The sequence below is a fragment of the Prevotella scopos JCM 17725 genome (assembly GCF_018127785.1).
GTDB classification, from domain to species: Bacteria; Bacteroidota; Bacteroidia; order Bacteroidales; family Bacteroidaceae; genus Prevotella; species Prevotella scopos.
This window is the reverse complement of record NZ_CP072390.1, coordinates 1,049,737-1,071,706: the sequence shown is the minus strand read 5'-3', so window position 1 is coordinate 1,071,706 and position 21,970 is coordinate 1,049,737. Positions and strand designations below refer to the sequence as shown.

The following is a 21,970-nucleotide window of genomic DNA, read 5'->3' as shown; positions in this document are numbered from 1 at the left end:
CACATAAGCCAATACATGATATATGGGCTCTTCTTCTTTATTTTTGTATTATAAGATTTAATAAAGAAAAAGAGATTGTTCTTTACTTCCACTTTTGTGGTAGTTTATGCTCATCAAATATAGTCTTGTGCATATTTTGTCTCAAAAAAATTTGGTTGTTTCATTATTTTTTTATTACTTTGCAGCGTGTTTAAGACATTGACATTATACTTTTTACAAATATTAATTAATTCAGAGAAACAATGAAAAAGTTAGTTTTAATGTTAGCTGCAGCTTCAATGGCAGCATCTGTTTCTGCTCAGACTGTAGCAGAAAGCAAGACTTTTGACAACATCTACGTTGGTATTAACGGTGGTGTTGCAACAAAGACAACTGGCCACAAGTGGTTGAGCGACCTCGATCCAAACGCTGGTATCCGTATCGGTCGTTACTTCACTCCAGTATTCGGTCTTGCTATTGAGGGTAACGCATATTTCTCAAACAAGCCTTGGGTTTCTACAGGTACAGTAGTTCGTGCTACTAACGCAAGCTTGCTCGGTACTGTAAACCTCAGCAACTGGTTCGGTGGTTACAAGGGTGAGCCACGTACATTCGAGGTTAGCGCACTCTATGGTCTTGGTTGGATGCACGTATTCACAAGTAATAAGGCGTTCGAGGATGCTACAGCTGAGAATCGTAACCGTATGACTTCTAAGGCTGCTCTTGATTTCGCTTTCAACTTTGGTTCACAGAAGCAGTTCCAGTTCTATGTAGAGCCATCTATCAACTTCGCATTCTTGGGTAATTCTCATGCAAAGAATGCTGTTGTAAGTCCTGCAGGTGTTTCTTACGTAGATAACACTTATGGCTATGGTTATAAGACAGCAGCACAGTCAGGTCAGCCAGCTTACAACATCAACAACTCATTCGTTCAGTTGAATGCTGGTTTCATCTACAAGTTTGCTAACTCTAACGGTACACACAACTTCACAATCGTTACTCCACGTGACCAGGCTGAGATCGATGCTTTGAACGCTCAGATCAACGAGCTCCGCAACCGCAAGCCAGAGGTTATCACTAAGGAGATTGTTAAGGAAGTTCCTTCTGTTAAGGTTAAGGAGTTCACTGTATCTGACCTCGTATTCGTAACGTTCGCTCAGGGTAAGTCTACTCTTACAAACGACGCTAAGGCTGCTCTTAACAACGTTAAGGAGGGTGTTCACGTTCAGGTTGTTGGTACAGCTTCTCCAGAGGGTTCTAAGGAACTTAACGATCGTCTCTCACAGGCTCGTGCTGACGTAGTTGCTAACTACCTCAAGGGTCGTGGTGTTATCGTTGACGAGGCAACTGGTAAGGGTGTACAGGGTGTAACTTCTAATCGTCTTGCAGTTGTTTACGTAAAGTAATCTAACCGAATAGGTTAAGAAGGATTATCCTTCGAACGATAAATATTAGGGGTGCATCTTAAAGATGCATCCCTTTTTCGTTTACTATAGATTATATTTTTCCTGTCACACCTATTATTTGTCTGAGACTATCAACTTGTTATGTTACAATAAGATACATGAAATTTAAAAAACGAAAGCGAACTGAAAGGCTCTATAACGCATCGTGTGGGTTGTATATTGATATTCCACCGGTTTGGTGCGGGTGCTTCGCACATGTGGTGCTGGTGCTTAACACTAATGGTGCGGATGGTATGCACCACATGTGCGAAGGATTAGCACCATTGCTGTATATGTATGGGTAGGGATTTAATGTGAGTTTAGCATATTAAAATAAAGGTCAATTTGGAGTTGTGTTTAGTTGGAGGCTATACTTTTTGACAATATTTTTAGGCTCTATGACGAGTTATCTACATGATTTATTATAGAGCCAACAGAAATAAGACTCTTCTTTTATTCTCTTGTAATAGTATCTCTCTTGTTTGGGACTATTTATCATTCTATATTTTAGTAATACTTTGTAAAATTTGATTTCAGTTTACCTCTTTCTACACCTTTTTACGACTGACTAGTAAACTCTGATAACTTAGTTTTCTTGTTAATGATAGAATAAACTTAGTATTTCTCCGTTTATATAATATATCTAGTGTGTTGATTACTTGAAATAACTGGCTAGTTTAAGAAAGGGTAATATGATAAAGTTATCAAAAATAGGAAGATATGAGTTTTTGGCAGAGCCGTTTCATTGCGACTTTACCAATCACTTATTTATGGGGCATTTAGGTAATCACATGTTGAATGCGGCTGACTTTCATAGTAATGATCGAGGTTATGGAATGCATTATCTTAATACAGTCAATAAAACCTGGGTGTTAAGTCGTTTGGCCATTGAGATGGAGGAAATGCCAAAGGCATATGATAAGTTCTTTATAGAAACTTGGGTTGATAGTGCCTTAAAATCCTTTACGAGTCGTAACTTTAAAGTAATCAGTGAGTCCGGGCAAATATATGGATATGGTAAGAGTGTGTGGGCAATGATAGATCTCGATACTCGTCAGCCTGTTGATATTCTTTCAGTACGAGATGGTTTGATCAAAGAATATATTGAAACAGAAGTTCTTTGTCCAATAGAGAAGTCATCACGTGTAAAGATGTCGGCTGTTCCTACACCTCTCTGTTCAATTGAGACCTATTATACTGATGTCGATATTAATGGTCATATCAACTCTGTCAAGTATATTGAACACGTGTTAGATCTCTGGGATTTATCTTGGTATAAAGAACATTGTATTAAGCGGTTTGAGATAGCCTATGTGGCTGAATCACATCAAGGCGACAAACTTCATTTTTATCGTGAACAACGTGATAGAGATACAGATTTTAATGTCAGAATCACGAAGAGTGATTGTGATGGGAAAGAGAGTGAAGTCTGCCGCTGCCGAGTGCAGTTCGTATAAGATTCCGATGTTGAAAAGGTTGTATCATAAGGTTCTTTAATACTTAAATAATAAGGCGTATTTTATGTGCGCCTTTATTTAATTTATTTTTTACTATTTCGCAAATGTATTATGGTGGCTTAGATTGTTCAAAAGCTTCCTTTTACGATAGAAGTAGAAAACTCCCATCCATTAGGATTTCCTCTTCTAGAACCATGTCACGCATTACTTTCTGTAGAAGATCCCAATTGTCGTTCAGCTGTCTAATATCAGTTATCAGATGCTTTTGACCATCTGATAAGAAAGTCATTAGTTGTTGTCTGATAAGTTCTTTTTCGTCTGAATCATCTTCATTGGTATGTGATAAACAAACATCGCATTGCTCACAGTCTTTTGACTTTGTTTCTCCAAAGTAAGACAATAGTTGTCTGCTACGACATACTCTTTCATTTTGCGCATAGTTGATTACTGAATTTATGCGTTTTATGAATTGTTCTTTTCTATCTTCATATACGTCCTCGCTAAGTACGACGTCATCTCCATCGATACGATCTTGTGTATAGCTTACCAGTGGTATATTCTTGCGAGGAATAAAGTTAATAATATTCTTTTTGCTGAGATTGACAAGTACCATATAAATTTGGTTTCTGTCAAGTCCCGCTTCCTGTGCAATATAGCTTTCATCAATGTACCCGAAGTCAGAGAACAAACCTCCGTAGTTGCGTAATAGGGCAGTGACAACATCATCCTCTTTATCACTGAGTGAGTCAAGTCGGTAAAGTTCATCTCTATTTAGAAGGAACCGAACACGTGCCTTGGTATCTGGATTCTGCTCATAGTCAATATAACCTGCCCTTTGAAGAATTGTCAGGGCAGCATTAACCCGTATTGGGAAGTGTTTGAAACTATTGCAGAACTTGTCTATCGGGAATTCAAAAGTGCAACCATACCCACTTCCTACACCTATCTGATAAAAGTAAGCTAAATGCTCATAAACTTCTTGGATATAATCTTTAGGCGGGAATGTGTCTTCTATTCGTTTTTGTAGTGTTCTGTTGTCATGACCATTATAAAGTAAGACGGCATAAGCCTTTTTACCATCGCGACCAGCACGTCCCGCCTCTTGGAAATAAGCTTCTAATGAACTTGGGCAATCAATGTGAATAACTGCACGTACGTTTGGCTTATCAATACCCATACCAAATGCATTTGTAGCAACCATGACACGTACCTTATCGTTCTGCCAATCATTCTGTCGTTGATCTTTGACACCAGGTTCTAAGCCTGCATGATACCACGTAGCAGAAATACTATTCTCGGCGAGCATTTGTGCTACCTCTTTTGTGCGTTTTCTGCTACGACAATAGACGATTGCGGTCTTGGGAATGGATTGCAGGATATGCACCATTTCTGCATCTTTATCCTCCGTTTGTCGTACAACATAAGCCAGATTCTTACGTTCAAAACTCATGCAGAAGACATTCTTTTCCTTGAAGCCTAACTGTTCTTGGATATCATCTACAACTTCTGGAGTGGCGGTTGCTGTCAATGCAAGAATAGGTGCATCTGGAACTAACTTCCGGATGTCTGCAATCTGAAGGTAAGAAGGACGAAAGTCATAACCCCATTGGCTGATACAATGAGCTTCATCAACTGTGATAAAGCTCACCTTTATGTGTCGTAATTTTGTCTTAAAAAGATCGGAGCAAATACGCTCAGGTGATATATATAGCAGTTTTACTCCTCCAAAGGTACAGTTTTCTAGCGTTGTGATGATGTCGTCATGACGCATGCCAGAGTAGATGGCTGCTGCTGTTATCCCTTGGCGACGTAGATGGTCAACCTGGTCCTTCATCAATGCAATGAGTGGAGTTATGACTAAGCATACTCCTTCTTGGGCTAATGCAGGTACTTGGAATGTGAGTGATTTTCCTCCTCCTGTTGGCATTAGTCCTAAGGTATCCTTACCTGAACCGATACTGTCAATGATGTCTTTCTGAATACCGCGAAAGTCAGGATAGCCCCAATATTGATGAAGAATGTCAAGGTAGGACATTGGACTTTGAATTTTGAACTTTGAAGTTTAAGTTTTGAAGTTTGAATTTTGAACTTTAGGAAGTTGAGAGTCTCCTATTGGTTTACATTCAAGCTCTTAAATCTATTTTATTAACAATCCTCTGTTGGTCTGATATCCTCTATCTGCAGTTGAACGGCTCCACGCTTGAAGACATTGTCCTCAATAGTGTATGCTATGTCAAACGAACGCTTTGACTTAATATAGCGGGCAGAGGCACTCTGACCGAAAGCGATACCATTCATTACGTTGTTTGATTTGGAATCGACCAGTTCCAACTTGATATGTTCTTGTTCACGTCCAACAACCTTACTTGTACCAAAATCATATACATCCAACGTGCAGAAAAGTGGTTTTGGATTCCCTGGGCCAAATGGCGCAAAGCGTTTTAAGTCGCTGTGCAGCTTCTTTGTGATATCCTTGAAATCAATAACAGCATCAATATCCAATATGGCTTCACGTTGTTCGGGCTCAATATGTTCTTCGACATATGCTTGGAAACGTTCGCAGAACTCTTTGACATTTGCCCATTTCATGGTTAATCCTGCAGCATAAGTGTGTCCACCGAAGTTTAATAAAAGGTCACGACAACTCTTAATGGCTGCATATACGTCAAATCCCGCTACACTACGTGCAGAGGCTGTTGCAAGATCCTCGTCACGTGTGATGACCACTGTAGGACGAAAATAGATTTCTGTCAGACGGGAGGCTACAATACCAATTACACCTTTCTTCCAATGCTCGTCATAGAGTACGATGCTCGACTGATGTTTCTGACTTTCCAAGCGAGCTACAATTTGGTTCGCTTCCTCAGTCATCTGGCGATCTACATCTTTTCGTTGTTCATTATATTCGTCAATATGCTTTGCTTGATTGAAGGCCAAGCTATATTCTCTTTCAACGAGTAGATCAACACTCTTCTTACCATTTTCCATACGTCCGCTGGCGTTGATGCGTGGTCCAATTTTGAAGATGATATCACTCATAGATAACTCACGACCATTTAGGCCGCAGATATCAATGATAGCTTTCAGTCCAAGACTAGGGTTTTGATTCAGCTGTTTCAGTCCGTGGAAGGCTAGAATACGATTCTCATCAACTACGGGAACCAAGTCTGCTGCTATGCTGACAGCACAGAAATCGAGTAGGGGAACGAGGCGTGAGAATGGAATGTTATTATTCTTTGCAAATGCCTGCATGAATTTGAAACCTACTCCACAACCGCAAAGACTCTTGAATGGGTAGGTATCGTCTGGTCTTTTAGGGTTAAGGATGGCCACAGCGGGCGGCATCACTTCGTCAGGGACGTGATGATCACAGATGATGAAGTCTATTCCTTGCTCCTTGGCATAAGTAATCTCTTCGATTGCTTTGATACCACAATCGAGGATAATGATAAGTTTTACCCCTGTTTCTTTTGCGAAGTCTATTCCTTTTTTGCTTACTCCGTATCCCTCGTCATAACGATCGGGGATGTAGTAGTCAATGTTAGAATAAAACTGGCGTAAGAATTTATATACTAATGCAACAGCCGTACAGCCATCAACATCGTAATCTCCGTAAACAAGAATACGTTCCTTATGGCCCATTGCGTCATTGAGACGATCAACTGCCGCATCCATATCCTTCATTAAAAAAGGATTGATAAGGTCAGCCAACTGTGGACGGAAGAATCGCTTAGCAGCGCTTTCAGTGGTTATACCACGGCGGATGAGTAAAGATGCGAGAATGGGACTGATACCCAACTTCTCTCCTAAGTCTTTAGCCGCATTGACCTGAGTTTCAGCAGGTGGTGTGTAGTTCCATTTAAATTGCATTTTAAATTGTTTTTATTTCTGTCCGTAAAGGTACAAAAAAAAGGTGAAATGAGGATGTTATGTAGTGTATTATTTGGTTCTGTGTATCTAATGATGGTGCTCTTCTTAGGTCTATGAGGTTAATAGATCCTATTGGTGATAAAAGAACAATCCCGCTCCAAAACATTGGAACGGGATTGTTTATAATTTCATAGTGGGTAGTTGAAAGAGCTATGTCAGAAAATATAATTATTCATTTTCATTTCAACACATCTCATTCTTTAGAGTCCCATCTTCTTACGAATATCCTTAGGAATAGCGTTCTTGTTTACCATATAGTCCATGGTGTTAGCTGCAATAAAGTTCTTGGTCATGTACCAAATACCTTTGTAGTCACCAGTCTCACCCCATGAGTTTTTCACCATGTAGTACTCCTTACCATTCTGATCCTTAGCGATACCGAAGATAAGCATACCATGGTCGTCGGTCAACTCCCAGTTGTCGAAACGGTCTTGACGCTGCTGCTGTGTAGGAACAACTTCAGGTACGTTTACACCAAGTGAGTCAATAATATCCTTCTTCTTTGCTGCAGAAAGACCAAGCCAGTGAGCCATATCGCTACCCTTCATGCTTTCAACTTTCTTACCATCAACCATGTAAGCCAAACCCTTACGTGTGAAGCCAGGCTCACTAACGTCGCCACCCCATGCTACGGTGTAGCCGCTCATTACAGCGTTATCGATGATACGCATCATCTCGTCCATAGGAAGGTTGTAAGACTGTGGATAACGCCAGTTGTCTTGTACTTCAACTGCAAACTTTGAGTAGAATGGATGATGAGTATAAGAAGTAATAGTAACATAATCGCTCCAGTTCAATCCTAGGCTTGCTGCGAAGCTCTTTGGAGTATATTGCTTGCCATCGTAGGTGAAAGTCTCTGGACACTTGCCAAGGTAAGCGTCAAGAATACCTTGCAAACCTTGCTTCCACTGACCAGAGATCTTGTTTGCCTTATTACGTGCAATAGCATTTACGTATGGTTCCAGTAATGAGAAGAACTCGTTGAAGTTATTCAGTGAATCACCATAGAGAGAGCCTGGGAAAGGCATTGCATTCTCTGGACAGATACCATAGGTCTCAAGTGTGTGAAGAACGTCGTATGCTGAACCTCCTTGAGCGAATTGACAATCACCATGGAGACGAACTACTTGCACTGCACGATCCATATATGTTTTGTTTGCAACGAAGCTCTCACAGAGATCGTATGTCTTACCAGTCTTCTTCAAAATCTCTGCCTCGAAGTAGCTAAGGGTAGAGTAGTCCCAGCAAGTACCTGAGCGGTTCTGGTCCTTAACACTTGTAATTGGATTCTGCTTTACTACAGTAAAAACAGGCTTGTTAGAGGTTGTACCTTCTTTTTTGTCAGCGGCATTAGCACCCATCGCAACTAAAGCGAGCAATGCTACTACTAATGTTTTTTTCATAAGTTTTTTAAAAAAGTTGGGTTACCGTTTTGAGTTGATCTCTTGCGGCAACCTTGATGTAAATATTAATGATAAATTTTTATTATTTCCGGTTTGCTGCAATGAAGTCTTCAACATCCTTCGGGTGGTATGGAATAATATCCTTGCCAATAAATCGGCAACCATCCTTGGTGATGAGGAGGTCGTCTTCGAGACGGATTCCTCCGAAGTCCTTATACTCATCCAGCTTGTCGAAGTTGAGGAAGTCTGCACAATGTTTCTTTGCGCGCCATTCATCAATCAATGCAGGAATGAAATAGATTCCAGGTTCATCAGTAACCACAAATCCTTCTTCTAAGCGGCGACCCATGCGCAGGCAGTTAGTTCCAAACTGCTTGAGGTTAGGGCGTGTCTCCTCGTCAAAGCCTACATTAATCTGATCGAAGGATTCCATATCATGGACATCCATTCCCATCATGTGACCAAGGCCGTGAGGCAAGAACATTGCGTGTGCACCAGCTGCTACGGCTGCATCAGTGTCACCCTTTGCCAAGCCAAGCTCTTTCATGCGGTCGAAGAGAATACGGCATACTGCGAAGTGTACATCCATATATTTAACACCTGGTTTAGAAAGACTTAACGCTGCATCGTGGCACTCTTCTACAACCTTGTATATCTCCAACTGCTTTTGGGTGAATTTGCCATTAACAGGGAATGTACGAGTATTGTCAGAACAATAGTGATTGATAGTTTCTGCTCCACAATCGCAAAGAGCAAGGCGTCCAGATTCCAGTAATGCCATAGAAGGATTACCATGCATAATCTCACCATGCTGTGAGAAGATTGTTGGGAAGGCAACCATAGAGCCATAAGAGCAAGCAATACCACTCACTTGACCACCTACAAACTTCTCTGTTACACCAGGTTTGCCTAAAATCATAGCTGTGGTGTGCATCTTATAACCAATAACAGCTGCACGCTCCAGTTCTTCTATTTCTTCTTGTGTCTTAATAGAACGCATCTTAACAACTGCATGGATAAGGTCCATACTTGCAGATTCTTTCTGCTGGTTAGGATGAATACCGAAGAGGTCGAAGATTTGAATCATGATATCTGCACGATAAGGAGGCAAAAAATGAATCTTGCGATGTTCACGTAGTGCATTGTTGCAGATCGTCTTTAGTCCCTTCATGTTGATAGTATTAGCCACGCCAACAGCATCAGCCATATCTCTTACAGAGTCAACACTACCATACCATACGATATCGTCAATATCTATATCGTCACCAATCAGCGTTTCAGTGTCATTATCGATGTCGATAACACCGACTAACCCGTCACGTTTCTGACCGAAATAATAGAGGAATGATGAATCCTGACGGAAAGGATAGTATCCATTCGCAGGAAAGTTTGCAGGCGACTCATTGTTGCCGAAAAGGATGATGATTCCCTTTCCAACAAGCTTCTTTAGCTCTGCACGGCGCTTTACATAGGTTTCTTTATTAAACATAATTCAATTATTAGTTGGTTTGATTGCAAAGATAGTTATTTTTGTTTGAAAGTTATTAACTTTGCAGGTGTTTTTTCAAGAGAAATTATGCTGATAGATAGGAAAACGGGATTAGTTTTAGAAGGTGGAGGAATGCGTGGTGTTTTTACCTCTGGCGTGTTGGATGCTTTTATGAAGTACAAGCTTTATTTTCATTACATTGTTGCTGTTTCCGCAGGAGCATGCAATGGCTTGTCGTATGCCAGTCGTCAACCGCGTCGTGCGCGTATCTCAAATATTGATATGCTTGTAAAATATGATTATATTGGCTTGCGGCATCTTGTTACTCAAGGATGTATCTTCGATCCGGAACTGCTCTATCGGCGTTTCCCTTATGAGCTTATCCCTTACGACTATGAAGAGTATTTTCGTAATTGTAAGAATGGAGATATCTTCGAAATGGTGGTAACAAATTGTCAAACGGGTTTTGCTGAATATCTTTCTGAATCATCGGGTGATAAGCATCGTCTTAATGAATTGGCACGCTCTTCTTCAAGTCTTCCATACGTTAGTAAGATTGTGACCGTAGATGGTAAGGAACTTTTGGATGGAGGTATCGTTGACTCTATTCCAGTGTTACGTTCTATTGAAACTGGACATGAAACGAACGTAGTTATCAGTACACGTAACAAAGGATGGCGTGACACAGGGCGCGACTATAAACAACCAAAATTTATCTATCGTAATTATCCTCGTTTACGCGTTGCACTAAGCCGTAGGGTAGAGGTCTATAATCGTCAGCTTGACTTGATAGATGAATTGGAAGAACAGGGTAAGATTCTTGTTATTCGCCCAGAAAACCCTATTGTTGTAGGTCGAATGGAGAAAGATGTTGAGAAGCTAGAGAACCTTTATGAGGAAGGCTTCCGCTTAGGCGAGCGATTTGTTCAGGATAATCTCCCGGAACTTCTTTGACCTCTCCGTTGTAAGTTTCATATTTGTTAGGGATTAAGTGTGTTTGAATGGATAAATGGCTCTATAATGAATCATGTGGGTTGTGTGTTGATATTCCATCGGTTTGGTGCGGGCGCTCAGCACGTGTGGTGCGGATGCTTAACACTAATGGTGCGGATGGTATGCACCACATGTGCGAAGGGTTAACACCATTGCTGTATATGGAAGGGTAGGGATTTAATGTAAGTTAAACATATTAAAATGAAGGTCAATCTAGAGTTGTGTCTAGTTGGAGGCTATACCTTTCAACAATATTTTAGGCTCTATGACGAATTACCCACACGATTCGTTATAGAGCTGGATAAATCTCTTTGCTGTTAGGACAAATCGTCTCTCTTATTGATAAAAACCAGCAAAGAATGTTTTTACAAGCTAGCTTTGATGTATTTTTCTTAGTTCTTATTTTCCCTTTCTAAATACTTTTCTTATCTTTGCACATATATTAAAATGAAAAAGAAAATGAAGAAGATAAATTTTCTCCTCGTAGTGTTGGCTGTAGTGCTGGCTTTTAGTTCGTGTAATAAGACTGAGACTTATGCTGATCAGTTGGAACGGGAGACAGAGGCTATTAACAAATTTATAATCAAGAAAGGTATTAACGTCATTAGCGAAGAGCAATTTACAAAGCAGGGAAACTCAACAGATACAACAAAGAATCAGTATGTCCTTTTCCCAAATACTGGTGTTTATATGCAGATTGTAGAGAAAGGCACTGGCGATGTTATCAAGAAAGGAGAGACTGCTACTGTTCTCTGTCGTTTCACCGAACGTAACCTTCTCAGAGATACATTACAATTATCTAATGAGGTCCTCGTCTTTAGTGCTGAGGTTGATAAGATGTCAGTCACTAACACAAGTGGAACTTATACCGCTTCGTTTGACCCTAATTCTAGCGTGATGTACAAGGTTTATCAGAATACTTCTGTTCCTGCAGGTTGGTTGGTACCTATGCCATATATCGGACTAGGTAGATTGGTTAACGCAACATCAAAGTTGTCACACGTTCGACTTATCGTTCCTTCACAACAAGGACAGGTTAATGCTTCACAGTCTGTTTATCCTTGCTACTATGATCTTACCTTTGAAAGGGGACTCTGATAAAAGGTAAAAAAGTAAAAAGATTAAAAACATACGGGAAAAACAGAGAACGTAAAAGATAAAAATAACAATCAAGGCGATAGCCTTCAAACATATTTCTAAGTATGACGCTTATTAAATCTATTTCCGGCATCCGTGGAACTATCGGAGGTCGTGCGGGAGATACACTGAACCCGCTGGACATCGTTAAATTCGTTTCTGCATACGCTACTTTCATTGCACGTAAACACCCTGGAAAGAAGCTAAAGATTGTTGTTGGTCGTGATGCACGTATCTCTGGTCCAATGGTCAAGAATGTTGTATGTGGTACGTTGATGGGTATTGGCGCAGATGTTGTAAACATCGGCTTGGCTACAACCCCTACAACAGAATTGGCTGTGCGTATGTGTGGTGCAGATGGTGGTATCATTATCACCGCTTCTCATAATCCACGCCATTGGAACGCCTTAAAACTTCTGAATGAGGAGGGTGAATTCCTTACTGCAGCTGATGGTGCTGAGGTTTTGGATATTGCAGAGCGTGAGGATTTTGATTATGCTGATGTAGATGGCTTAGGTAGTTATACTGATGATGACTCATTTGATGAACGCCACATAAACGAGGTCTTGAATCTTGATTTGGTAGATGTTGAAGCAATTAAGAAACGTAAGTTCCGTGTCGTTGTTGATGCTATCAATTCTGTTGGTGGTGTCATCCTCCCTAAGTTGCTCGATCGTCTTGGTGTTGAATATAAGTTCCTCAATGGTGATGCTACAGGTGATTTCTCTCACAACCCAGAACCACTTGCAGTAAACCTTACTGGTATTATGGATGAGGTAGCAAAGGGTGGTTATGATTTGGGTATCGTTGTTGACCCAGATGTTGATCGTTTGGCCTTTATTCAGGAGGATGGTAAGATGTATGGTGAGGAGTACACACTCGTCACTGTGGCTGATTATATTCTTGAACATATAAAGGGTAACACTGTAAGTAACCTATCTTCAACTCGTGCCTTGCGTGATGTAACTGAGAAGCACGGAGGTAAGTATTATGCTTCTGCTGTAGGTGAGGTGAATGTTACCACAAAGATGAAAGAAGTTGGTGCCGTTATCGGTGGTGAAGGTAATGGTGGTGTAATCTATCCAGATAGCCATTATGGCCGTGATGCCCTCGTTGGTATTGCACTCTTTCTTAGTTCTTTGGCACAGAAGGGACTGAAGGTAAGTGAACTTCGCAAGACTTTCCCAGAGTATTTCATTGCAAAGAATCGTATCGACCTTACTCCTGATACAGACGTTGATGCAATCCTTGTGCGTGTGAAAGAACTTTACGGACAGGAGAAGGATGTACAGGTAACTGACATCGATGGTGTTAAGCTCGATTTCCCTGATGCTTGGGTTCATCTTCGTAAGTCAAACACAGAGCCTATCATTCGCGTTTATAGCGAGGCTAACACCATGGAGGCTGCTGACGCATTGGGCAAGAAATTGATGCAGGTGGTTTACGATATGCAGTAAACTTAACCTTACTATAAAATAGAAGGAGGGTGCTTTGGAATTGTTCCGAAGCATCCTCTTTTTTGTTGGATAGCCTTATCGTTCCTACTTTTAGGTCAGCTTTAGTGTCCGAATCAGATGAGTTATGAGGTGCAATGAAGTCTGGTTTATAATTCGATGTATGCTCTTTCAATCTTGTGTTTAACTGCATCACAAGTTGTGCTTAGTACCAACACACCTTGTGCTGGCATATAGCACAAAAGGGAGAAAGCCTAGAAATTCCATGCGAAGATGTGGTATTAGATGTTTGAATATAATAAACTATAAGATTTAGTGTGAGTTTCTCTTTGTAGAAACGTTGTATTGATGAGTGGGAGATAGAACCTGCTGTGTAAGTGGAATTTTACTATTAAAGATCAGTTAATCAATTCTTTACGCTTTTTATACTACTCATCTTCAGCCCGTTGACGACCTCAATTGGGAAAATAAGTATTACTTTCTAATGTTATTTATCGTCTTTTTACTTGTTTTTTTCCTATTTAATTTCTTACTTTGTAACGATAGTTATACTCTTATATATGCGTAAACAATAGTAGGCAAGATGAATAAAACGAAGATTATTTGTACAATCTTAGGTATGATGACACTTCCTGTTGCAGCACAGACAGATTCCGTTTCAAAGAATGTTCAGCTGAAGGAGGTGGTTGTTGCAGGTGATATGGTAAAACGAGAGGTAGATTATATCAATTGTATTCCTACCCCAAAACAGCGGAAGCATGCCCATTCTGGTTTTGAACTTGTAAAGAATATGATGTTAGCAGGTGTCAATGTAGATGCAGAGAATGGTGTTATAACAACGCCAGTAGGATCGGCAACGTTATATATCAACGGAAGTAAGGCTTCTGTGAGAGAGATAGCTACATTGCGTCCAAAGGATATTCTTCGTGTTGAATACTATGATATGCCTACAGGAAAGTATGCAAATGATAAGGCTGTAATGAACTATATTGTCAAGAATTACACCTCGGGAGGTTATACACAGGTGGAGGCTCTGCAGGGAGTGGGTTATTTGAAAGGTGATTACAATCTTACCTCAAAGTATAGTCTCGGGCATTATAATGTTAATCTATGGGCAGGTAGCTGTGTACAGAACCCTAAGGTTTATGGTGAAACGACGACAGATTATCTGCTGGATAACCCTATTCATAAACAAGAGGCAGCGTATGATACTGATATGAAGAGTATCGGTCGTTACGTTAATGCCAGTCTTAGTCGGAGGACGGAGCGTACAACGTGGATGATTAGAAGCGGTGTTGAAGTTAGTACAAGGCGTGATGATGTCTTGAATGGTAGTTTGGTATATACGGGCTATACCGTTCCTTTGTTGTTTACGAATAATGTTCTTGAGCATGATAAGACTATAAAACCCACCTTTTCCCTATACTTTAACCACAATTTCAAGGGGGAAAAGAGTCTTGAATGTTCATTGGATGGTTATTATGCACGTAATACTTATAAGCGTAATAGCCTTGAAGACAGAGCTTTCTTAAGTGATGTGAAAGAAGATTATACGTATCTTAACTTTAACTCAAGCTATGTGATGCCTCTTCCCAAGGGACATAATCTAACGTTTAGTCTGATAGAATTCTTGAAGATAAGTCAAGATGAGTATAGAGGTAGTTCTCCAAGTCTGCAGCATCTGCGTTCTTCTGAATCCTTGTTTTTTGTTGATTATGCGAAGCGGTGGGGGAGAAAGGTAATGTTGGTGGCTCGTCCTGGTGTGTCTTACCTTGCTTACAAGTTGCGTGGAGAGCAGGAGGTGACACATCTGGCACCACGTTTTTACTCAATGTTCTCGTGGAGTCCAAATCAGCATCAGGCTTTACAACTGTTCTTTGCCTTAGGAAATACGTTCCCAACATTGAACACCGTAAACGCAGCAGAACAGCAGATAGATCGTGTCTTGGTACGTCGTGGCAATCCAACGATGGATAATTCTACGCTACTTGGTCCTGCTTTGACTTATTCACTCAACTTTAAGAAGTGGTCGGCTCTGTTGTCTGCCAACTATGAATATATGAGTAATGCTATTGCCAATGTTTTTCTAAAAGATAATAACAGACTGATAAATACCTATTCGAGCGATACACGCTATCATCAATATCAGCTGTTACTTTCTGCTACATGGAAACCTGTGAGTGATTTCAATGTGAAATGGGAGGGCGGATATGATTATTACCGTGTAAGCGGAGCTGCCGACGAACGTTTAGGATGCTGTTATGCACGTATGGAAGCCAGTTATTACTTGGGCGATTTCTCGCTTTCAGCTTCTGCACAGACGGCTCGCAAGGATTTGATGGGTTGTCAGGAACGTGTACACCTTCCATTCCTCTATGATTTGTCAGCAGAGTGGAGTCATGGAAATCTGTCAGTAGTCGTTACTGCACGAAATCTCTTTATACAAGGAAATGAGCGTACACGAAGTTTATTAGCCTCTAACTACCAGTGTTATGGACGTGATGTTAGCGAGCGGGATAATTCTTTTGCTTCTGTAAAAGTAGCCTATTCTCTTGACTATGGTAAGAAGGTTAACCATTCTCCTAAGTATGAGTCGAAGGCTGCAGAGAGTTCTATCTTGAGGTGAAAAGTGGGTCTTACGTAGCTTGAATGTCTGTCGCTCCACTGTTCAGAGAAACTAATAAGACTATGAAAAATCATTACATAGAGTCGAGCAAAACATCTTTAATGACGGAGTATAATCTCCCTTAAAAGTAAGTTTGTAACATACAACAAATCAGTAGATTACAAACAGTGTTGAAGAAGACGCCCTTCTTGCTCCAAGAAGAGCGTCTTCTTAACCCTTGAAGGGCATGTTCTTGAACGTAGAAGGGCCTCTTTTAGGCTCATCCTCGGCCCTTTCTCAAATTGAGAGGAGAGGGATGATTAAAATATCCTTACAATCTTCAGCGTCATTCGGAAGAGTTGTTGACGTTATTCCCGTTTAATCCACTTCAAAATTGTTGGGTCTTTCAACTTGTTGTCTTCTGCAAGTAGTACCATTTTGGAAACAATCTCTACCGTCTTTGGGTCTTCATCCATAAAGGGGAGATAGAGTTTCCCACGGTGCTGACCATGTACGGGGATGATAGGAATCTCTACACCACCAACCTGTCGCACATTGCCTGAACCGAGGTGGATAGTATAGTCAGCAAGTGTGCCTTTGACGTGGATGAAGTTGTCAGAAACCGTTACATTGTTGAATTTCATCAGCTCGGCAGTACACTTGACAATGGCTGCACGGAGTTCTTTCGTTGAGTTTCCTGTCTCTGGGTCGACGCCACCAATGAAGGCTATGCTGACTGTCATATCCACATCACGCATCACCTCGCTATAGAGAATAGGGTCGATATCAGCAATCTTCTGTTGCTTGTCAGAACGTGTAGATGAGAAGCTTACATACTCAATGGCTGGAGCCTCCACATCGGCAGGTGTGAACCAGTTGGCTTTTGCATAGAGTTCAACAGAGATTCCTTGGCGATAGAATACCTTGCGCAGACCTCCTTCATAGTCTGCACTCCATCCACGGCTACGCAATGCAGCTGCTGCCTGCTTCACCTGAATCTGATATCCACTGTAACGAAGTGACTCGTTTTGTTCTGCTTCATCAGGTGTTGGGATGTAAATCTCACGGAATACCTGTTTGAAAGGTTGTACAATCTTCTTGCTGAAGACGAGGTGTTGCCACGCTGACCACGTGCCGTCGGCATAGAGTTGCTGGGCGTGGGTAATGGTAATGGGCTCGTTTGCTTTTATCTTCTGGGTACCATTGAGCGTTTCCAGTCCCTCGTCGGTATAGAAACCTGTGGTTGTTCCTTGTCGAAGGAGTAGCAAGCGGAACATCGGACTGACGATAGGATTCTCAGCAATCACCTTTACATCCTGTGGACGTAATGGTGTCTGGCGTATCATCATATCCTCCATAATCGTGCGGGCACGCTTTCTCTGCTTTGTCCACTCCTTGCCCATAGCGGCAATATTGAGGTAGTCGGGGTGCTTCTTAATCTTTGCAGGTACCGTTTTCAACACCTTCTCACCTTGTTGAATGATGAGTTTGTTGGTGCCATCCTCTGCTAACTGTAGTTTCAGTGTGTATCCCTCCACATCTATTCCTTGTAGGAAAGCAGCGTTGTCTGTCACCTGCTGGCTCTCCATACGCCACGTCAGCTGTATCGGGTCAGCATAGCCTGCACCACGTGAGAGGTTCAGTAGGGCAATCTCACATACCCTCTTCTCTGATGCCTGACGCTGTGCGCCATACTGCTTAGACTCTTTCAGGAAGGCTTGTATAAGCTGATAGCGTCGTTGCAAAGCCTTGTCGCTCTTGTCAGGGAGTAGTCCCAATGAACAAACAGCATCCTTGTTGCGCTTGGAGTGTATCTGTTCTGTGATGGTTTCTTCGTCTATCTTGCCGAGTGCTGTGTCTGCAAAGCGACGTGCCCGACTGTGATAATTGCTGTTTCCGATGTATCGTGCAGCCTTGTAGAACAGGTAGAAACGCTTTTCTCCAACCACGGTATAAGCTTCGTGGAAGAGTTTTTCGTCAAAGGCTCCATCGGCAAGATCAGCTGGGTCGAGGTCGGTGAAGAGTGCCGTTGCAGCCCTCTTCTCGTCTTCACCCATCTCCTTAGTATGTGCAATGAAGTAGTAATAGGCAAGATCGAAGCCTTCCCAGTTGAGATACGCTTTGATAAGTGGAACCCACTGCGGTGCAAAATACGCCAACTCTAAGAGTCTGTCGTCTTTGATTGTCTTAAGTATTTCTGGCTCGTCTGTTTCGAGTGGGAAGGTACGCTCAATGATATCGGTTAGCACTGCACGCTTTTCAGTGCCGTAGCTACTTGCTATCAGGTGATCTTTGCCCAATGCTTTCATTGCCGTAACCATATATTCAGCACCCTGAAGTACCATTGCGTTACTTATACGGATGATGATATTAGAGGCTGTTGTCGGTGCATTGAGGCGAGTCATCTCAACTTTGAAGAGGTGTTGAGCTATCTTATTGATGATTCTCTCCAGATTCTTGTAAGTCTCTTTGCCGTAACGTGTGTCAACATTCTTCTCATCTTCATATAGTAAAGTAAGTCGGTGACCTCGTGTATTATAGATATAATCTCCTGCATTACGTAGTTCTTCTCCTTCGTCATTCAGCAGTAACTCCATAAAGGCATCGTCAGACAGCTTACCTTGAAGGTTGTAACGCGACAATATGAGTGCATCGATTGTATAGTATGAATAGTATAGGTTCTTATCCAGTCGGGCTATTGGCGCATACTTCCCATACATTGCCATTGACATATCTGCAAAGAGTTTGAACTCTTCTTCATTTCTCCAACAGTTTCTTGCGTATCTCATTGCAGTCTGGAAGAGTTCGCTATTGAATACGTGTTCATCATCATCTGAACCGTAACTGGAAATCCTTGTGTATCTGTTGGTTGGACAATGGAAGAATATCAACGCCAGAATGGAGTAGGCTTGAGAGAAAAGTAGGGAAGGAGTCTTCTTTTCTAAATCGTTGAGCAATGCTTGTACGATGAGTCGGAAGTGGCTGCCATACTTCCACGTTTCAATGCTTTTCTTGTTCTTGAATGGATAATTGTCAGCATCAAGTTCTACGAATTCGGTACTATAGCTGTCTTCAAGTACTAATAGCATTAAGTAGATACCCAACAAATCTTCATCCTTGAGAGTATGATCTGCCAGAAAACTTTTCCAGAGTTCAGGATAAGGGAGTGTATCAAGGGTATGCTCGTCAGACGTAAAGGAAAGATAATTGTCACCAATTGTTTGGGTTCCTCCCCAATAGTTCTTATACTCCTTGTCTGCATTGTCCTCTATAATCTTTTCCAGTTCGGTGTATAGCTTGCGCAGTTCGTCAATGGTGTAGGTAAAGACAGAGCCTGCATCTGCACGGTTCTTACCGGTAATCTTATTAAATAGCTTGCCAAGGAATGACTGCGAATCATTCTTTGTCAAGAAAGGATCGGATAGCTTAATAGTCGGAATGTCTCCCACCTTGTACAGACCGTAACCACCTTCTACTCCGGGATAGGTTGTAGGAGCAATTGTATTTGCCTCTTCACTTGTAGAAGCAAAGTCCTTTGTAAGCTGTTTGCTGCCTTCCCTAAGCTCAGTCAAAGCGGCTGGGATATAGTCTCCTTTAGTAGTCTGCAAGCGTTCGTAAGATGCTTTCAGCAGCGAGTAAGGTAAGGTGAGAAGGAGGTGCACAGCCTTATTACGTGTGTCAGAAACCTTGGATTTCAGTTTCTTCTCTATCTCCTTGATATCAGCTGTGGTAAAATCTTCCTTGGAGAAGAAGGTCAAGAGGTATTCAAAGCCCTCCTTCTCGTAGCTAAAGATATTCTTTGCAAGGTACTGGCGGCGTGCTTCAGGACTGCCTAAAGGGTAATAGTCCTGCATAAAAGCTCGTAGTGGTTCTTTACGATTATCGTCTTGACCATATCTATAATATCTGGTAAAGGATACGCTCCAGTTAGGCATTTTTTCAAGAAGGATGTGGTCAATGCACTCTTGGGTCTTTAGTTGGGAGGCAAACACCCACAGAGCATTGATGAAGGTCTCGTGCGAAAGACGGATTCTGAACCATTCAAAGCCTTGGAAGGTGAAGTCTGTATTATTCTTAACTTCCTTCTCCCATCTCACAATCTCATCAAAAAGCTGTTGAAAAAGTTCACGTTTCTTTCCAGAAACACGGCTTACCTTTCCATATTCATACATCTCCTCCCTGGCTGTACAACTTAATTGTTGTATGAAGAAAGCCTTTGTGAAAGGATCATCCAGATGCTTTGCAAAGAACTCGAAGTGGTCAGTAACTTTGAAATGACTTGAACGGTCAAGATAGTAGATGGCTGCAATACGGTTCTGAAGTGGTGCTTCATTGTTGATTAACTGTATGGCATCATGTTGTGCAACATTGAAGTCTTCAGCGCCAGCGGTGTATAAGGCGATATAAACGAGTAGTGCATTCTGTCCCATATAGGCTTTTGCTCGTTCCTCAGGGTGGTCCATGAACAGGCAAATACCCTCAAAGATGGTTTTGATATCCTTGTCGGTAACAGTCTCGTAGCCTATTCCTGCCCACGTCTGTACAGACCGTCTAACGGAGCTATAACGTAGGAGTCCTTCTTCAGCAATGACTTTTAGCATCCGTTTATAGAATGTCAGACTATATTCATTACCACATTCTACGATACTTTGGCGTAGACCTTCTTGTAGTTTTGCAGCCCTCAACACGTTGAGCAGAAGCGTATGCAACTCCTCATTGTTATTAGACTCTATGGCAGTGATGAGACTTTTTGTGAGGATTCCGACATTGTTCTCACTGGTCAACACCTCTTTTACGGCTTCGATAGTCTCTGGTTTACCTTGTTGGATGGCAGCAGTAAGGACTGGAGTGAATGAGAAGAAATAGTTTGTAACATCTGGGTACTGGCCACGGATGAGCTCGTCAATAGTGAGTCCATAGGCAGCTGTGGCAAAGAAGGTTCGCATTATGTCTGATATGTCAGATGCTATCTCCATTAAGTCGAGGTCGCCTCTTACGTCTATGCGATAGATTCCTTTCGTATGGGAGAGGTCTTTGAGTTGTCTCAGATGCGTTTCTAAGAGTTCGGAAAAGTCTTTGGGAAGAATGTGAGGGAGGTTTGCGCCTGTGGAAAGGAGTTCTTCTATTGTTTGAAAAGAGAAATTTTCCTCAGTGATTGGATTATAAAAAATATTCAGATAGTTGCCGAATTGATAGTTATCCTCCCTGCAGCTTTTTACAAGTTTCTCCTCCCATATATTGCATTTAGATAAGTTGATGTTTTCAATATACAGCTTACAGTGTTCCTGTAGTTCTTGCTTTGTTTTCATATCTTATTCTTTTTAGTAGGTTTTCAGATGATAAATCCTTCATAGTCAATGTGATATTTCTAACCGAAAGGGGTTGTGAACTGATGGATTTTGGCCGAAACTAAGAGTTTGCCCTTGTAAGCGGAACTTCTAAGAGGTTGTCTTAGAAATAAAGTCCTGTGAGCATGGTGAGTCTGATAATGACAATCTCTGCTCCTTGACAAAGCTTGATGGGAGTATCCCACGTTGTTATTTCTTCACCGTTAATGAATACTCTAAAGAGGCTGTCGTCGTATGCCTGCCTCGTTCGTTGTATTGCTTTTTCAAGCGTGTCATGGTTTTCACCATAGTTCTCAGCAAAGCGGATGCGTCCTTCCTCAGCCTGTTCGGCAATTTCACTGTCGGATAAAGCATGGTTCTCTTTCGGAGTCTGGGCTTCTGTCAGACCTTGTTGGTTCAAGGTGTAGAGTAGGGCTTCGAGCGTATTGACGGTATCATCAATCTCTATAGGGTACCTGTCTAATTCCTTTCTACTCCCCAATTTCTTTTTTACAATGTGTACTTCCATTTTGTTTAGGTGTTTCTTTCCCTTTGCAAATATAGGAAATAATTAGTAAACAAATGAATATTATCTCATTTCTTTGTGTTCAGTGGAAGGAAGGATGTGATGATAGATTATGGAGGCGAACATTAAAAAGAAGGTTTTAAGGTTCTCGGTAGTTATAAGAAAGGGTATTGATTATGTTTATAAGTGATGTGTAGACATTTGTCAAGAAGAAATGGAATGAGG

The 21,970-nt window shown here is 41.4% G+C and carries 12 protein-coding genes; 6 read left to right on the top strand and 6 right to left on the bottom strand.

Annotated elements, in window-relative coordinates:
* Nucleotides 1–242: 242 nt before the first annotated feature.
* Both J4856_RS09875 and J4856_RS09870 read left to right on the top strand, forming a co-directional pair.
* Nucleotides 243–1,385 carry an OmpA family protein gene (locus tag J4856_RS09875; RefSeq protein ID WP_025838075.1) on the top strand — a complete coding sequence of 381 codons (1,143 nt, stop codon included), beginning with the start codon at nucleotides 243–245 and terminating at the stop codon, nucleotides 1,383–1,385.
* A 731-nt stretch (nucleotides 1,386–2,116) separates the two neighbouring features.
* Entirely contained in the window at nucleotides 2,117–2,881 is a 765-nt protein-coding gene (locus J4856_RS09870; protein WP_025838078.1) for an acyl-[acyl-carrier-protein] thioesterase, read from the top strand.
* A gap of 142 nt (nucleotides 2,882–3,023) precedes the next feature.
* On the opposite strand, the gene J4856_RS09865 is transcribed toward J4856_RS09870, so the two are convergent.
* The 4 genes from J4856_RS09865 to J4856_RS09850 form a co-directional block, all read right to left on the bottom strand.
* Entirely contained in the window at nucleotides 3,024–4,916 is a 1,893-nt protein-coding gene (locus J4856_RS09865; protein ID WP_065367756.1) for a RecQ family ATP-dependent DNA helicase, read from the bottom strand.
* A 110-nt stretch (nucleotides 4,917–5,026) separates the two neighbouring features.
* Nucleotides 5,027–6,751: a single-stranded-DNA-specific exonuclease RecJ gene (recJ, locus tag J4856_RS09860; RefSeq protein ID WP_025838081.1), complete on the bottom strand. Its 1,725-nt coding sequence runs from the start codon at nucleotides 6,749–6,751 to the stop codon at nucleotides 5,027–5,029.
* A gap of 260 nt (nucleotides 6,752–7,011) precedes the next feature.
* On the bottom strand, nucleotides 7,012–8,214 hold the full coding sequence (locus J4856_RS09855; protein WP_025838083.1) for a C1 family peptidase: 1,203 nt from the start codon (nucleotides 8,212–8,214) through the stop codon (nucleotides 7,012–7,014).
* A gap of 82 nt (nucleotides 8,215–8,296) precedes the next feature.
* Nucleotides 8,297–9,703 carry an aminopeptidase P family protein gene (locus J4856_RS09850; protein ID WP_025838085.1) on the bottom strand — a complete coding sequence of 469 codons (1,407 nt, stop codon included), beginning with the start codon at nucleotides 9,701–9,703 and terminating at the stop codon, nucleotides 8,297–8,299.
* A gap of 87 nt (nucleotides 9,704–9,790) precedes the next feature.
* Between J4856_RS09850 and J4856_RS09845 the strand changes: the two genes are divergently transcribed.
* The 4 genes from J4856_RS09845 to J4856_RS09830 all read left to right on the top strand — a co-directional run bounded on the left by J4856_RS09845 (nucleotide 9,791) and on the right by J4856_RS09830 (nucleotide 15,913).
* A complete protein-coding gene (locus J4856_RS09845) occupies nucleotides 9,791–10,657 on the top strand; it encodes a patatin-like phospholipase family protein (protein ID WP_025838087.1) in 867 nt (288 codons plus the stop codon).
* 498 nt (nucleotides 10,658–11,155) lie between these two features.
* Nucleotides 11,156–11,794 carry a BamK family beta-barrel-assembly machinery protein gene (gene bamK / locus J4856_RS09840; RefSeq protein ID WP_025838089.1) on the top strand — a complete coding sequence of 213 codons (639 nt, stop codon included), beginning with the start codon at nucleotides 11,156–11,158 and terminating at the stop codon, nucleotides 11,792–11,794.
* A gap of 104 nt (nucleotides 11,795–11,898) precedes the next feature.
* On the top strand, nucleotides 11,899–13,290 hold the full coding sequence (glmM, locus tag J4856_RS09835) for a phosphoglucosamine mutase (protein ID WP_065367757.1): 1,392 nt from the start codon (nucleotides 11,899–11,901) through the stop codon (nucleotides 13,288–13,290).
* Nucleotides 13,291–13,870: 580 nt separating this feature from the next.
* The gene (locus J4856_RS09830) at nucleotides 13,871–15,913 is read left to right on the top strand and encodes a TonB-dependent receptor (protein ID WP_065367758.1); all 2,043 of its coding nucleotides are present in this window, start codon (nucleotides 13,871–13,873) and stop codon (nucleotides 15,911–15,913) included.
* A gap of 347 nt (nucleotides 15,914–16,260) precedes the next feature.
* Here J4856_RS09830 and J4856_RS09825 read toward each other — a convergent pair whose 3' ends face one another.
* Nucleotides 16,261–21,201 (bottom strand): DUF4132 domain-containing protein, encoded by a 4,941-nt coding sequence (locus J4856_RS09825; RefSeq protein WP_065367759.1) that lies wholly within the window; start codon nucleotides 21,199–21,201, stop codon nucleotides 16,261–16,263.
* A gap of 142 nt (nucleotides 21,202–21,343) precedes the next feature.
* Complete coding sequence (locus J4856_RS09820) at nucleotides 21,344–21,748, bottom strand: hypothetical protein (RefSeq protein WP_025838091.1); 405 nt, start codon at nucleotides 21,746–21,748, stop codon at nucleotides 21,344–21,346.
* Nucleotides 21,749–21,970 lie beyond the last annotated feature (222 nt).

Coding starts and splice junctions, on each gene's coding strand:
- J4856_RS09875 (WP_025838075.1), top strand. CDS start 243: ATGAAAAAGTTAGTTTTAATGTTAGCTGCAGCTTCAATGGCAGCATCT.
- J4856_RS09870 (WP_025838078.1), top strand. CDS start 2,117: ATGATAAAGTTATCAAAAATAGGAAGATATGAGTTTTTGGCAGAGCCG.
- J4856_RS09865 (WP_065367756.1), bottom strand. CDS start 4,916: ATGTCCTACCTTGACATTCTTCATCAATATTGGGGCTATCCTGACTTT.
- recJ (WP_025838081.1), bottom strand. CDS start 6,751: ATGCAATTTAAATGGAACTACACACCACCTGCTGAAACTCAGGTCAAT.
- J4856_RS09855 (WP_025838083.1), bottom strand. CDS start 8,214: ATGAAAAAAACATTAGTAGTAGCATTGCTCGCTTTAGTTGCGATGGGT.
- J4856_RS09850 (WP_025838085.1), bottom strand. CDS start 9,703: ATGTTTAATAAAGAAACCTATGTAAAGCGCCGTGCAGAGCTAAAGAAG.
- J4856_RS09845 (WP_025838087.1), top strand. CDS start 9,791: ATGCTGATAGATAGGAAAACGGGATTAGTTTTAGAAGGTGGAGGAATG.
- bamK (WP_025838089.1), top strand. CDS start 11,156: ATGAAGAAGATAAATTTTCTCCTCGTAGTGTTGGCTGTAGTGCTGGCT.
- glmM (WP_065367757.1), top strand. CDS start 11,899: ATGACGCTTATTAAATCTATTTCCGGCATCCGTGGAACTATCGGAGGT.
- J4856_RS09830 (WP_065367758.1), top strand. CDS start 13,871: ATGAATAAAACGAAGATTATTTGTACAATCTTAGGTATGATGACACTT.
- J4856_RS09825 (WP_065367759.1), bottom strand. CDS start 21,201: ATGAAAACAAAGCAAGAACTACAGGAACACTGTAAGCTGTATATTGAA.
- J4856_RS09820 (WP_025838091.1), bottom strand. CDS start 21,748: ATGGAAGTACACATTGTAAAAAAGAAATTGGGGAGTAGAAAGGAATTA.